Source organism: Oxynema aestuarii AP17, from assembly GCF_012295525.1.
GTDB lineage: Bacteria > Cyanobacteriota > Cyanobacteriia > Cyanobacteriales > Laspinemataceae > Oxynema > Oxynema aestuarii.
Window position 1 is genome coordinate 390,346 of the sequence record NZ_CP051167.1, and the last position, 13,563, is coordinate 403,908.

The 13,563-nt window shown below is 51.5% G+C and carries 13 protein-coding genes; 7 read left to right on the top strand and 6 right to left on the bottom strand.

All coding sequences use genetic code 11. The features are described from left to right. Positions 1-38: 38 nt before the first annotated feature. From HCG48_RS01655 to HCG48_RS01670, 4 genes are all read left to right on the top strand, one after another. A complete protein-coding gene (locus tag HCG48_RS01655; RefSeq protein ID WP_168567607.1) occupies positions 39-1,238 on the top strand; it encodes a tetratricopeptide repeat protein in 1,200 nt (399 codons plus the stop codon). Positions 1,239-1,401: 163 nt separating this feature from the next. Beyond that, on the top strand, positions 1,402-2,259 hold the full coding sequence (locus HCG48_RS01660; RefSeq protein ID WP_168567608.1) for a calcium-binding protein: 858 nt from the start codon (positions 1,402-1,404) through the stop codon (positions 2,257-2,259). Between the two features lie 178 nt (positions 2,260-2,437). After that, on the top strand, positions 2,438-4,180 hold the full coding sequence (locus tag HCG48_RS01665; protein WP_168567609.1) for a calcium-binding protein: 1,743 nt from the start codon (positions 2,438-2,440) through the stop codon (positions 4,178-4,180). 179 nt (positions 4,181-4,359) lie between these two features. After that, positions 4,360-4,785, top strand: a complete 426-nt coding sequence (locus HCG48_RS01670; protein ID WP_168567610.1) for a hypothetical protein — start codon at positions 4,360-4,362, stop codon at positions 4,783-4,785. 119 nt (positions 4,786-4,904) lie between these two features. Here HCG48_RS01670 and ylqF read toward each other — a convergent pair whose 3' ends face one another. Continuing rightward, the gene (ylqF, locus tag HCG48_RS01675) at positions 4,905-5,759 is read right to left on the bottom strand and encodes a ribosome biogenesis GTPase YlqF (RefSeq protein ID WP_168567611.1); all 855 of its coding nucleotides are present in this window, start codon (positions 5,757-5,759) and stop codon (positions 4,905-4,907) included. Positions 5,760-5,871: 112 nt separating this feature from the next. Beyond that, the gene (locus HCG48_RS01680; protein ID WP_168567612.1) at positions 5,872-6,282 is read right to left on the bottom strand and encodes a universal stress protein; all 411 of its coding nucleotides are present in this window, start codon (positions 6,280-6,282) and stop codon (positions 5,872-5,874) included. Positions 6,283-6,474: 192 nt separating this feature from the next. On the opposite strand from HCG48_RS01680, the gene HCG48_RS01685 reads away from it, so the two are divergent. Next, positions 6,475-7,680 carry a phosphoglycerate kinase gene (locus tag HCG48_RS01685; protein ID WP_168567613.1) on the top strand — a complete coding sequence of 402 codons (1,206 nt, stop codon included), beginning with the start codon at positions 6,475-6,477 and terminating at the stop codon, positions 7,678-7,680. Between the two features lie 136 nt (positions 7,681-7,816). On the opposite strand, the gene rpsU is transcribed toward HCG48_RS01685, so the two are convergent. The 4 genes from rpsU to HCG48_RS01705 form a co-directional block, all read right to left on the bottom strand. Then, complete coding sequence (rpsU, locus tag HCG48_RS01690; RefSeq protein WP_168567614.1) at positions 7,817-8,023, bottom strand: 30S ribosomal protein S21; 207 nt, start codon at positions 8,021-8,023, stop codon at positions 7,817-7,819. A gap of 130 nt (positions 8,024-8,153) precedes the next feature. Further along, positions 8,154-8,471, bottom strand: a complete 318-nt coding sequence (gene rbp / locus HCG48_RS01695; RefSeq protein ID WP_168567615.1) for an RNA-binding regulator — start codon at positions 8,469-8,471, stop codon at positions 8,154-8,156. Between the two features lie 693 nt (positions 8,472-9,164). After that, on the bottom strand, positions 9,165-10,145 hold the full coding sequence (locus tag HCG48_RS01700) for an aldo/keto reductase (protein ID WP_168571682.1): 981 nt from the start codon (positions 10,143-10,145) through the stop codon (positions 9,165-9,167). A 131-nt stretch (positions 10,146-10,276) separates the two neighbouring features. Next, the gene (locus tag HCG48_RS01705) at positions 10,277-10,906 is read right to left on the bottom strand and encodes a CatB-related O-acetyltransferase (RefSeq protein ID WP_168567616.1); all 630 of its coding nucleotides are present in this window, start codon (positions 10,904-10,906) and stop codon (positions 10,277-10,279) included. 121 nt (positions 10,907-11,027) lie between these two features. On the opposite strand from HCG48_RS01705, the gene HCG48_RS01710 reads away from it, so the two are divergent. Together HCG48_RS01710 and HCG48_RS01715 are read left to right on the top strand one after the other, a co-directional pair. Beyond that, complete coding sequence (locus tag HCG48_RS01710; protein WP_168567617.1) at positions 11,028-12,950, top strand: GTPase family protein; 1,923 nt, start codon at positions 11,028-11,030, stop codon at positions 12,948-12,950. Positions 12,951-12,980: 30 nt separating this feature from the next. Beyond that, positions 12,981-13,280: a hypothetical protein gene (locus HCG48_RS01715; protein ID WP_168567618.1), complete on the top strand. Its 300-nt coding sequence runs from the start codon at positions 12,981-12,983 to the stop codon at positions 13,278-13,280. Positions 13,281-13,563 lie beyond the last annotated feature (283 nt).

Here is a 13,563-nt window from a genome sequence, read left to right on the forward strand (position 1 = left end):
GAAACTATCCAACTCCCAGAGACACTCTCAAACTAGCAATGGTCAAACTCAGTTTGTGCGCGATCGTCAAAGATGAAGAAGCCTGTATCGGTCGATGTCTCGATAGCGTTAAAGAGGTCGTAGATGAAATCGTCATCCTCGATACCGGATCGCGCGATCGCACTGTCGAAATTGCCCGAGACTATGGCGCTCAAATCGAACATTATCAATGGAATGACGATTTTGCGGCAGCCCGTAATGCTGCTTTGCAATATGTTACCGGAGACTGGGTCTTAGTCCTCGATGCCGATGAGATTTTACATCCAGAAATTGTACCGCAATTACAAGAAGCGATCGCCAGCGATCGACATTTAGCCATCAATCTCGTCCGTCAAGAGATCGGAGCCAAACAATCACCTTATTCTCTGGTTTCCCGGTTATTTCGACCGTTGCCGGGAATCCAATTTAGTCGTCCTTACCATGCTTTAATTGACGATAGCGTTACAGAGTTCATGGCGCAACAGCCCGATCGCTGGGACATTGGATATTTAAGTTCGGTGGCGATCGTTCACGACGGGTATCGACCAGAGGCGATCGCCGCCCGCGACAAGCTCTCTCGGATTCGTAAAGCAATGGAACGGTATTTATCCGAACATCCGGATGATGCCTACACTTGCAGCAAACTTGGTGCTTTATACGTCCAAAATGGAGAGATAGAAGCGGGTTTGAAGTTATTAAGAAAAGGATTAAAACAAGAAAAACATCTCGATCGCCTCTTACGTTACGAACTGCACTATCATGCGGGAATTGCTTTGAGCAAACAGCAAAAAGTTGGCAAAGCAAAATCCCATTACGAAGCGGCGATCGCCCTCAACATTTTACCCGCTTTAAAAATTGGCGCTTATAATAACTTGGGCAATTTGTACATGCAAACGGGAGATTTAACCGGAGCGATCGCCGCCTACGAACGAGTGTGGCAAATCGATCCGAACTTACCGATCGCCCATTTTAATTTAGGCTTGGCTCTCAAAGAAAAAGGGAAACTCAACGAAGCGATCGCCGCTTACCATCACGCGATCGAACTCGACCCTACCTATGCCGAAGCTTATCAAAACATCGCCGTAATTTTATTGAAAAACGGCAAAGTTTTCGAGAGTTTAGACCATTTTCGCAAAGCGATCGCCCTCTACGAACGGCGCGATTCTCCCGCCGGAAGCGAACTGCGAAGCACCTTAAAAGAAATGGGATTTAAAATATAAACCCTCATTTAAAATCCCCGTTTTTCAAACCAGCAATTCACCCCCAAGAGCGCCGAACGGTCCGACCCTCTGGCAACTCAATCGCTCTCCAGTTAGGATAGGAACGACTCGCGATCGACGAGTCAAATTCCTATCCTTTTTTACGTTAAGGAAGATAAAAAGCGTGGTTGATTCTTCATTAAAATTTTATAATTCCCCGGCGATCGCCCCCCTCAACACCGAGGGAATTCCCCTCACCAACGAGGACTTTTTCGACTTGAGCGACGATCCCGAAAATCCCGACAATATCCAACTCAATCTCGACCAGATCGCCGCCTTTGTCGGCGGATTGCGCGCCTTCTCCGGTAACGATACCGTGCGCGGCGCCGACTCTGCAGAAATCATGAACGGCAATGCAGGACTCGATCGCCTCTTCGGCGGCGGCGGTAACGACCTCCTACGCGGCGGACGGGACGGCGACGAAGTCTTCGGCGAACTCGGGAACGACGTTCTCAACGGCAATCGCGGCGACGATATCGTCGTCGGCGGCGAGGGAAACGATATCGTTCGCGGCGGACAAGATTTTGATTTACTCGTCGGCGAAGCCGGAAATGACGTGTTAATCGGCGATTTCGGACAAGATGCTTTAGTGGGCGGCGGCGATCGCGATTTGTTCGTCCTACGAACCGACACCACCGACCTCAATCCCTTCGGTACCGATATTATTATCGACTTCGACCCGACCCAAGACACGATCGGACTCACCGGAGGCATTTCCGCCGAAAACCTCCGGTTTCAGGCGATTTCTGTCAATCTTTCCAGCGAGATCGCCAGTCTCGACCCTGAATTACTGCAAAAATTGTTAACCGTCGCCGGAGTCAGCCAAGCGCAACTCGATCCCAACGGCGACGGGGTTCTCGAAGGCACCTTAATTCAAAGTCTCGATTCCGGAACCTTCTTAGGTGCCGTCTTAAATACCACCGCCGACGCCTTGACCGGGCATTTTGCTGCCGTGGACGAGAATATCTTACTGCAAGGGTAGCGGCGATCGCCCCTGCCTCGCCGCGATCGCCAGGATGGTCGGATCCCAAAGCTGTCTTTTGAAAGCACGGTTCCAAACCGAAAACTTTCGTTGGCCTTGATAAACTGAGAGGGAACAGACCCGGTTACCTATTTTTGGGTGGCGATTTCTTAACATTGGATGTCGGAGTATAGCGGTTATGCCAGAAGGAATTCTCGAAGACGATCTCAACTGTCCCTGTCCGGAACGGGCACAGGATGATACCGTCGATTCCGGGTCTTCCGGTGGCGTCCCGCCAGGAGGGTTTAGCGAAGACGATTTTCTCGATTTAACCGACGACGCGACCGACCCCGACGATGAAAGTCTCGCCCCAGGAGAACTCAACGATCGCCCCGGTGGGGTGCGCGCCCTCGCGGGAGACGATACGGTTACCGGGTCGCGATCGGATGAAGTCATCAACGGCAATACTGGGAATGACCTTCTCCTCGGCGGATCCGGTAACGATACCTTGCGCGGCGGTCGCGATAACGACCTCATCGACGGCGAAGACGGCGACGACGACCTCAACGGCAATGTCGGCGACGATCTCGTATTTGGCAGCAATGGAGACGATATCATTCGCGGCGGTCAAGATGACGACCTCCTCGATGGCGGCGAGGGAAACGACACCCTCAGTGGGGATTTCGGACAAGATTTGTTAGTTGGCGGTCCGGGAGACGATCTTTATATTCTCAGAACCGAAACCTCGGGCAGCAGCCTCAGTAGTGTCGATATTCTCGTCGATTACAATCTCGATGGTATCGATGAAATTGGCTTGACAGGCGGCATTCAAGAAAACGACCTCGAATTCGAGCAAATCGAGTTAGACAGCACCGATCCACAGGTGGGCAGCAGTTCGGGGGTTCTCATCCGCGTCGAAGATACGGGGGAATTATTGGGCTTCGTTCCCGGGGCGACGGAAACGGATTTAGATTTTGTCGAAATTCCCGATAGTTTTATCAACCCCCCTGCCCCTGCACCGCCGCCACCGCCGCCGGGTTCGCCTCCCGCGCCGCCTCCGCCACCACCGCCGCCGGGTTCGCCTCCCGCGCCGCCTCCGCCACCACCGCCGCCGGGTTCGCCTCCCGCGCCGCCTCCGCCGCCGCCAGAAGAACCGGGATTTGACGATCCAAACTTTTTCGATTTGAGTAACGATCCGGAGAATGGGGATAATGTCACTCTCGGCGAGGGAGAGTTAGACGCGACGCCGGGAGGTTTGCGGGCTCTCAACGGAGACGATACCGTGGTCGGATCGGCGTCGAGCGAAAATATGAATGGCAATGTCGGTTCGGATGTTTTATTCGGCGGCGACGGAAACGATACCTTGCGCGGCGGTAGCGATAACGATCGCCTCTTCGGTCAACGCGACGACGATTTTATCCACGGTCACAAAGGCGACGATCGCCTGGTCGGCGGTTTGGGTAACGATTTCTTGCGCGGCGGTCAAGGCGGCGATTTGCTCGAAGGATCGGAAGGAAATGACACCTTATTGGGCGATCGCGGTCAAGACCTACTCGCAGGCGGTCCGGCGAACGATATCTTTGTTTTACAAACTGAATTTGCCGCAAGTTCTCTTGAGGAAGCCGATATCATTCTCGATTTCAACCGCGCCGGAAATGACGCGATCGGTCTGACTCCGGGGGTGGTTCGCACGGAGTTAGTGTTAGAACCGATTACAGTTAACCTCAGTGGGTTTAATGTCGATGACCGCTTTGGGGGAGAAGGCGAAAGCGACATTCTCGCCGGACTGCTCCCCCAAAGTGTCGAGGGCGAGTCCCAGGAGGTCAACGCCACCGTGATTAGAATTGGAACGAGCGGCCCCTATTTAGGATTGGTCGTCGGTTCCGAACCGAGTCTGATCGGCTTTGTGGAGGTCGGGCCAGATGTTTTAATTCGCGGTTAGGATAGGGGGGGAGGGGAAGAAGCGGCCAACATTCTCATCTGTGGTGCGGGCAAGACGATCGCCTCTTCTAGGAGAGTAAGATGCCCGCTTTCACAGAAGTTCCCCACTCCCCAATCCCTCGATCTAAACTCTAAACTCTAAACTCTAAACTCTAAACTCTAAAATTGACGATCGCCCGATTGTTACTACTGTGTGTTTGCGTGTTGCTCGTGTCGGGATGTGGTGCGGTTCTCCATTCGCCCCATTCCGAGAGTTCTCCGACGCCCGTAAGGCAATCGGCGATCGCCAACCCAACTCCGGACGATCGCTCCCCCACCAGCGAACCCGAAACCGGGGATTCTCTTTCAAATTTGGCCTATCTTTCCGGAAAAATGAATAGTAATAAGGTGAAAGAACGCCTCATTTTACTATCGGTCAAATATGGAGTGGACACCGCAGTGATTGAAAAACTGTTAGAAACTTATTTATCAACTCACAACACTTTTCGAGCGAATAGCAATTTTCAAAAAACTCTACTTGACTTAAGCAACACTCATCAAATCCCTCTAGAAAAAGTGGCGGGTTTAGTGATGGACTATCAAGATTGGCTGTCTTGTGGAAGTTAAATAAGGAAGCACGGAAAGCGGGCAAGATGTCCGAGGAACGGCCCTCCTGTTGCCCTGACCAGAGATAGAGGGGAAATCTTGAGCTTTTGCCTGTTGCTTGTTGCTTGTTTCCTTCCAATTCAAATCGGTGGCAATTCCAGGGCGATCGCCCCGAGTAAGCCTTTGCGAAAATCGTTCAACAATTGACGGGCAGCTCTTTCTACATCCCCTTGATAGCGGCTTGCGGCGATCGCGTGGATATACTGCTCGCCGCTACTCGCAAACGGATCGGGGTCGTAACGAGATTTTAAAGTTTGAGCAGCTCCCATCCCGGGAAAACTATCGTCCATAAAACAAATTAACTCGACCAACTCCGCAGCCACGAGTAGATTCTCGTAAGCCGCATCGCCGATATCGTCGCAAATAGCTAATTTGACCGCCCCTTGGGGGTCGTCTAACTTCGTCGGGATCACTCCCGGCGCGTCGAGTAATTCTAATTCTTTAGAAATCTTTACCCAGCGCAGTTGACGGGTGACCCCGGGACGGCGGGCGCTTTCGACAACGCGCCGACCCAACAGGCGGTTAATCAAAGCAGATTTGCCGACATTGGGAAAGCCGATGACGACGGCGCGCACGGGACGGGGACGCATCCCGCGATCGCGCCGTCGCCGATTGACGCGATCGCTGACACTTTTTGCCGCTTGAGCCACGGCGCGCACGCCGTCTCCCTGTTGGGCGTTGGTAAAATAGGGAGTTTCGCCGCGTTCTTCAAACCAGGTGCGCCACTCGTTTTCCACCAGCTTCGGAATCGTATCGACCCGGTTAATCACCAAGACGCGCTCCTTACTGCCGACCCATTCCTGGACTTGGGGATGGTGGGTGGTCAGAGGAATGCGAGCATCCCGGACTTCGAGCACGACATCGACGAGCTTGAGTTGTTCTTTGAGTTGCCGTTCCGCTTTGGCAATGTGACCGGGATACCACTGAATGGTCATAGATTCCGCAATTCGAGTAATTGAGATGGTGCAGTTCGAGGGTCGTATCGAGGATCGTCCCCAGGGACGGGCGATCGCGAAGCGTCTCCCCAGGAGAGTCGCGCCACGGCGTTTAAGGCACGATTAACACCGGACAGGGAGATAAGTTAATCACGCGATTGGTCACGCTTTCAGATACTTCTTCCTCGATCAAGCCGATCCCCCGACATCCCATAATAATCAGATCGGCATTGATTTCGTCGGCGACGTCACAAATCGCAAATGCAGGTTTTCCTTCGCGCTCGATCGTCTCGGCTTCGATCCCGGCTTGACCAAACATGGATTGGGCGCTTTTGAGTAGTTCGGCGATCGCCTCGGGAGACATTCTCGGTTCGGGAGGGGCTTCCTCCCCTTCAATAGGCTTTTCAAGTACCGAAAGCAGCACTAAACGCGAATTAAACTGCTTGACGATTTTGACGACGGTATCCGCCGCTTCACGAGACTCGGGGCTTTGGTCGATCGGAAATAGAACGGTCTCAAACATAAGAACCCTCTGGAGGACACACTCTTCGATAAAATGTTTACGGCAAACAGTTAAATGGATTGAGTTCCATCCGCTCTCGAAGCGCGATTGCTCGCGTCTCGTGTCAAGACATCAGTTCCCACTGAGGAGCTAACGGTATAGTACCGATTTTGTAGAAAACAGACCAAAATAACGCAATAGAGAGGTAGATTTGTGGCCAAGAAAACTGTAGCAAATTTGTCGGCTTCCGACGTATCGGGCAAACGAGTTCTGATGCGCGCCGATTTTAACGTTCCTCTCGACGAGGCAGGCAAGATTACGGACGATACCCGCATCCGCGCTGCGTTGCCGACGATTCAAGACCTCACCGGAAAAGGCGCCAAGGTGATTCTGTGCAGTCACTTCGGACGTCCCAAAGGTCAAGTCAATGAAAAAATGCGGTTGACTCCGGTAGCGGAGCGCCTCTCGGAATTGCTCGGTCAAGATGTGATTAAATGCGACGATTGCATCGGTTCCGGTGTGGCGTCGAAGCTCGAAGGGTTGGCGGACGGTCAAGTGGCCTTGTTGGAAAATGTGCGCTTCCACGCTGGAGAGGAGAAAAACGATCCGGAATTCGCCAAGCAGTTAGCTTCGGTGGCGGAGGTTTACGTTAACGATGCTTTCGGAACGGCTCACCGCGCTCATGCTTCTACGGAAGGGGTGACCAAGTATCTCAGCCCCAATGTGGCGGGATTTTTGATCGAGAAGGAATTGCAATATTTGCAAGGGGCGATCGAAAATCCGCAAAAGCCGTTGGCGGCGATTATCGGCGGGTCTAAAGTGTCGAGTAAAATCGGCGTGATCGAAACGTTGCTGGAGAAATGCGACAAACTCTTCCTCGGCGGCGGGATGATCTTCACCTTCCTCAAGGCGCGCGGGATTGGCGTCGGTAATTCTTTGGTGGAAGAGGATAAGTTGGAGTTGGCGCGATCGCTCGAAGCCAAAGCCAAAGAACGCGGCGTCGATTTACTGTTGCCGACCGACGTCGTGATTGCCGACAAGTTCGCGGCGGACGCCAATACCCAAACGGTGACCGTGGAAAACATCCCCAACGGCTGGATGGGCTTGGATATCGGTCCGGACTCCGTGAAGGCGTTCCAAGAAGCCCTGGCGGACTGCAAGACGGTGATCTGGAACGGTCCGATGGGTGTGTTTGAAATGGAAAAATTCGCTCAAGGTACGGAGGCGATCGCCCATACGTTAGCCGAACTGACCCCGAAAGGCACGACCACGATTATCGGCGGTGGCGACTCCGTGGCGGCTGTCGAAAAAGTCGGCTTGGGCGAAAAAATGAGCCACATTTCGACGGGGGGCGGCGCCAGCCTCGAATTGCTCGAAGGTAAGGTACTTCCCGGTATTGCGGCGTTAGATGATGCTTAATTAAGCTTCGATGCTTTTGTAGGGGCGGTTCGCGAACCGCCCCTACAAAAAATGCCAAAAAAAAGTGCGATCGCCCTTCCCGTCGGGAATTATCCGTCCGGGCGATCGCCACTTTCCATCGAGAATTTGCTAAGAACTAACTGCGAAAACCTCTACGGCGGTTGCGAAGTCTACGCCGTTCTCTTTGTCGCGCAATTTCCTTGCGCTTGCGCTTTTCGGCTGGGGTTTCAAAATGGCGGTTCTTTTTCATGTCCGCAAAAATTCCAGCCCCGGAAACTTTACGCTTAAATCGGCGTAAAGCAGACTCTAAATGTTCGTTATCACCCAGAATCACTTGGGTCATTTAACATCCTCCCAGTTTGATGTGAAACTCATCGGACGAGCTTTCAGGTTCGAGCAAAAAAGACGAGGACAGGGCCAATTCCCTGTCCTGCCTCAGACCTGAGAATCTAGTTGAGTTCGCCTCTCACAACTTAGTAGCGACGGGAGAAATTGCGGCTTTTACCGCCCCAGTTACCGCCGCCACCACCACCGGAGGAGCGCTTGTCGGTGCGGGGTTTGGCCTTATTCACCTTGAGGGTGCGCTCCATCCACTCAGCTTCATCCAAACTTTCGATCGCTGCGTCTTCTTCTTCCTCGGTTTCCATCTCGACGAAGGCAAAACCGCGTACTCGTCCAGTTTCGCGATCGACGGGCATGTGAACTCGCTTGACCGAACCGTATTCTGCAAAAACACTGTTGAGATCGTCTTCCGTGACTTGGAAGGAAAGGTTACCGACGTAAACCGTCATGAACTTACCTCAGAAATTAAATAGGGTGTGGAGATTTGAAATTCGGAGGTAAGTCTACAAATCTGACACTAAACAGAAACAAGTCTTCTAATGCGAGCAAGAACTCAGCCACCGATATCTAATCTAAGAACTCAATCCTACCACAGCGATCTTGGCTCTGGCAAGATAAGGGGTTTAGATTTTAGATTTTAGATTTTAGATTTTAGATTTCTTTTTATCTAGATCTCCCTCGAATTGCCAAGAGGAAAGAGGAGCGATTTGTTGTCGAATTCATCATTTATAGCGACTTTTTCTTAAAATCACTACTTTTCGATCGCCCCTCCCTCGGCGGCGATCGCTTGTATCCTCTTACCTTCCTAGAAAACGGGTAAAGTTTTCACACTAAAGGTAAAAAGTATTTATTTTAAATATAAAAATTCGGGCAGAATAGAAACATCGAGAGCATTGGGGTCGTTTGATGCTCTGGCGATTACCTTTACCTGCTCTCAAACAAGGCTGTTAGTGTTGATGTTATACAGCATTTCCTCTGCTCTGCAAGATATTTAGATCCCCCTAAATCCCCCTTTTTAAGGGGGGATAGGGGGATCGGTACTGTAACTCATCAGACGCCCGAGTGCTGGAAACAGTCTCTAAGACTTTTGACTTCTTCTTTTTCGACTCAATTCTAGTGATTTTTGATGGACCTCTTGCCCCTCACCGAGTTTGAAAAATATTCTGTACCATTTGCTTGTCCAAACTTTCGGAAACGCGATCGAGTTCGGCCATTTCGCCCGCATCTAATTGCCAACCTAATGCCCCGATATTCTGCTTGGCTTGCTCCAAAGTTTTAGCCCCTGGAATCGGAATCGCCCCCTTACCAATACACCAATTCAGAGCCACTTGTGCCATGGTTTTCTGGCGCGATCGCGCGATCGCCCGCAGACAATCTAACAGGGGATCGATCGCCGGGAATAACTGCTTGCAGAGAAACCCTCGCAACCCTTTCGGATACGGTCCGTTCGCCGAATATTTCCCAGTCAACAAACCCAACGCCAGGGGACTGTAAGCAATCAATTGAATACCCAACTCGTCGCAAATCTCTTTTACATTTAATTCGCTGACCGGATAGGTTGAAAGCAAAGAATACTGAACCTGTAACGTTGCAATCGGCACCCCGCGATCGCGGAATCTTTGATAAACTTTCTGCAATCGTTTCGGTCCGTAATTCGACAGTCCGACCGCCTTAACTTCGCCGCGATCGTACAAATCCGCCAAGCCATCTAACAAGGCCCATTCTTGCCAAGGAGCGTAATTCGCCGTAGACCAATGCATCTGCACCAAATCCACCTTTCTCCCCAAACGACGGGCCGAACCTTCACACGCCGACGCCATCGAACTTCGGGTCAACCGCCAAGGATAAGCCGCCAATTTCGTTGCAATACAAATGCGGTCTGCATTCGACCCGCGATAGGTATTGGCAAATTGACCTAATAATTCCTCGCTGCGTCCTTTGAGTCGTCCCGTTCCGTAAGAATCGCCCGTATCGAATAAGGTGACCCCGTAAGCGACACATAAATCGAACACGGCGTGCAATTGGTCGTCCATCCTGGGATCGTAGTCCCACAGCAATCGGTTTCCCCAGGCCCAGGTTCCGCAACCCATTGTCGGTAAGGCGAGTTGGTTGGCAGTTGACATCGTGCAGTTATCTCGATTTTCCGTTTCTTTAGAATACCCAATTGCGGGCAAATTGGCGATCGCCCGTTGAAATCGATCGCGGGGCGATCGAAATTGAAGGATTTCGCACAAATCGCGGAATTGAATTAAAATTAGCGTGCCGCTTGCAACGCTTTTAAATCGCCATTACAAATCAGTTTGAGATTGCGAGTAATTTTGTCGATGTCCCAATTCCACCAACTAATTTTTATCAGTTCTTCAATCGTTTGTGGGTCAAATCGTTTGCGGATTTCGCGGGCGGGATTGCCGCCGACAACGGTATAGGGTTCGACACTTTTCGTGACGACCGATTGACTGGCAACGATCGCCCCGTCCCCGATCCGAACTCCCGGCATAATCGTCGCGCCATAACCGATCCAAACATCGTTACCGATGCAGGTATTGCCTTTATCCGGCCACGATTCGGGCATGGCCACTTCCCAACCTTGTCCAAACACGGGAAAGGGATAATTGGTGAACCAGTCAGTGCGATGATTGCCGCCGTTCATGATGAATTTGACATCGGAGGCGATCGCGCAAAATTTACCGATCGTTAATTTATCCCCAATAAAGTCAAAATGGTAGAGAACATTGCGCTCGAAGTTTTCGGGATTCTCGAAATCGTCGTAATAGGTATAGTCGCCGACGATAATATTGGGATTGGTAATAATATTTTTGAGATAGACGAGCCGAGTTTGGCCGGGGAGGGGATATTTTCGAGCGGGGGACGGTCCGTAGGTCATGGCGATCGCCTGTTAAAACAGAATCAAATAGAAAAGTATCGAGTCTTATTAAAGCCGATCTGAGCCCGATTGAGATCGGGATAATGGGAATGGCGCTGATGCGAAGTTTGGGAAAAGAACAATGGTGCGTTTAAAAGGGTGGCAAAGTCTGATTTTAGCGATGCCGATCGCCGCGATCGTCATTTTCCTGTTAGTGGCGGCAGGTTGGCAGATCCACGAGTGGCGAATTAACTGGATTTGGGCCATTTTCACCCTCATTTTCGTCGGTTGGCGCTGGTTGCTGGTACGCTGGACGCGATCGGGGGTGGCGCAAGTGGAAGCGGCGATCGCCCAAGTGAGTCAAGAGCTCGAAAGCGTCACGGAACGAGCGCCCCAAGCGATGACGGACAAAGAAGCGACCCAAAAAGTCGAAGCCGTCTTGCGCGAGAGTTTGCAAGCGGCGCGGGAAGATCCGCCGATTTGGGAAGATTGGCAGCAATTTTGGCAACGGGCGCAAGATCTCGTCGTGGCGATCGCCAATATTTACCATCCCGAGGTCAAATATCCCCTTTTAAATATCTACATTCCCCAGGCTTACGGGTTAATTCGCGGCACCGTGGACGACGTGGATCGCTGGATGCAGCAGCTTTCCCCAGTTCTCAATCAAGTCACCGTCGGCCAAGCCTACCAAGGGTATCAAATGTATCAAAAATTGGAGCCGTCGGCGCGCAAGTTGTGGCAAGCGTGGGGGTGGGCCCAGTGGATTTTGAATCCGGCGGCGGCGTTAGCCCGTCAGGCGAGCCAGAAAAGCAGTTCTCGGGCCGAACGGGAGTTAGTGGTCAATTTGAGCCAAATGGCGCGGGAAGCGGCCTTACGCAATCTCGCACGGCAGGCGATCGCCCTGTACGGAGAGAGTACGCCGCCGGAGTTGGAAGCGGTCAGTGCGCCACAAAAGTTACCGGAGGCGAAGACCCAAACGTTACGCGAAATTCTCGATCGCGCCGAACCCGCGACCGAAATTGTGGAAAAACCCGTGAATATCCTGCTCGTCGGGCGCACGGGGGCGGGGAAAAGTAGTGCGATCAATACTTTGTTTGACGCCGATCTGGCTGAAATCGACGTTTTACCGAGTACGGACCGGATCGCAAGTTATCAATGGGAGGCGCAGACCGGGGAACGCCTGAGCTTGTGGGATACGCCGGGTTACGAACAGGTGAATCGGCCCGAATTGCGCGAGATGGTGTTGGAGTATGCGAAAACGGCGGATTTATTGCTGCTGGTGACTCCGGCGTTGGATCCGGCGTTGCAGATGGATGTGGACTTTTTGGAGGAGATCCGATCGCAGGTGCCGGATTTGCGGGCGATCGCGATCGTCACCCAAGTAGACCGCCTGCGTCCGATGCGGGAGTGGGAACCGCCCTATGATTGGGTATTCGGCGATCGCCAGAAAGAAGTGGCGATCCGCGAAGCGACCCAATACCGCCTCGAACAGTTTGGGGATCGCTGCGATCGCGTGCTGCCTTTGGTGAGTGCAGATCCGGGGAGCAATCGCGCGGCGTGGAACGTCGAAGCCCTTTCTATAGAGCTTATTGAGGCGATCGAACCAGCCAAACAAGACCGACTCGCCCGCTTCTTGCGCGATCGCGAGACTCGCACGGCGGCGGCAGCGAAAATTATCGACCGCTACACGTTCCAAATGACCACGACTCAGGGACTTGCCGCCTTTCTCAAAAGTCCGATTTTGCAATTTCTTTCCACGTTATCCACCGGGTCGCCGTCCCTGGCTTATCTGCTGGCGGAACAAATTCCTGTGGAACAATTGCCCGTGGTTATCGGTAAATTGCAGATGGCTTACGACCTGTTTAATTTGTTAAAAGAAGAGCGCGGCGATCGCAACTTCGATTTACTCGCTTTGTGGCCCGTCCTGCGCGATAACAGTGCATCTCCCGATCGCAACGCCTGGGCCTTCGGTCATGCCTTTGTCGAATATTGGATGGAAAATCTCAGTTCCGACGCGTTGAAAGCTCGGTTTAAAGGATATTTGGAGCGTCAAGAATCATCTTAAATAGAGATAACCCATGCGATCGCTGGAGTCATGAAAGATCTTTTCGAGAATTTACCTCTCTCTTTTGCAGGCATTGCCATCTCAATCATTCTAGCCATTCTCTGGCTGACAACCGACCTAAAATTAACCCGCCATCTGTACGGAAGCGCACCTAAAGATCGAAGGAGCTGCCCCGAAAATTATCCGATTCGAGCCGACAAAACCGACAGGTATTACTATTTAAAACACGAACGCATCCGTCTCGAAGTTGATTGGTGTTTTGAAGATGAAAAAACAGCTAGAAAAGAAGGATTTATTCGCGCACCAGAACAATATAGAAAAATGAGATAAATATAGCTATTTTAAACTGAATACGATCGATTTTTAATAGAAATACCAGGTTCGTAAGAATCTTGTTGTAAAACCATAAAAGTTTGCTGGCCCATACGTTTTTTTGATTAACTTAATTGTCTGGTTAATCCACTCTCCCACTCCCTTGGTCGTTCGTTTGTCAAAATAATACCGATTTTCAAAAATAATGATAAAAATCTAGTAAGGACACGGCAATGCCGTGTCCTTACATAAGCGAATATTTCATCGATAACTAATAACTCAATTTTAATAACTTTTGTTA

Coding starts and splice junctions, on each gene's coding strand:
- HCG48_RS01715 (WP_168567618.1), top strand. CDS start 12,981: ATGAAAGATCTTTTCGAGAATTTACCTCTCTCTTTTGCAGGCATTGCC.
- rpsU (WP_168567614.1), bottom strand. CDS start 8,023: ATGACCCAAGTGATTCTGGGTGATAACGAACATTTAGAGTCTGCTTTA.
- HCG48_RS01655 (WP_168567607.1), top strand. CDS start 39: ATGGTCAAACTCAGTTTGTGCGCGATCGTCAAAGATGAAGAAGCCTGT.
- HCG48_RS01710 (WP_168567617.1), top strand. CDS start 11,028: ATGGTGCGTTTAAAAGGGTGGCAAAGTCTGATTTTAGCGATGCCGATC.
- HCG48_RS01700 (WP_168571682.1), bottom strand. CDS start 10,145: ATGTCAACTGCCAACCAACTCGCCTTACCGACAATGGGTTGCGGAACC.
- HCG48_RS01680 (WP_168567612.1), bottom strand. CDS start 6,282: ATGTTTGAGACCGTTCTATTTCCGATCGACCAAAGCCCCGAGTCTCGT.
- ylqF (WP_168567611.1), bottom strand. CDS start 5,759: ATGACCATTCAGTGGTATCCCGGTCACATTGCCAAAGCGGAACGGCAA.
- HCG48_RS01665 (WP_168567609.1), top strand. CDS start 2,438: ATGCCAGAAGGAATTCTCGAAGACGATCTCAACTGTCCCTGTCCGGAA.
- HCG48_RS01705 (WP_168567616.1), bottom strand. CDS start 10,906: ATGACCTACGGACCGTCCCCCGCTCGAAAATATCCCCTCCCCGGCCAA.
- rbp (WP_168567615.1), bottom strand. CDS start 8,471: ATGACGGTTTACGTCGGTAACCTTTCCTTCCAAGTCACGGAAGACGAT.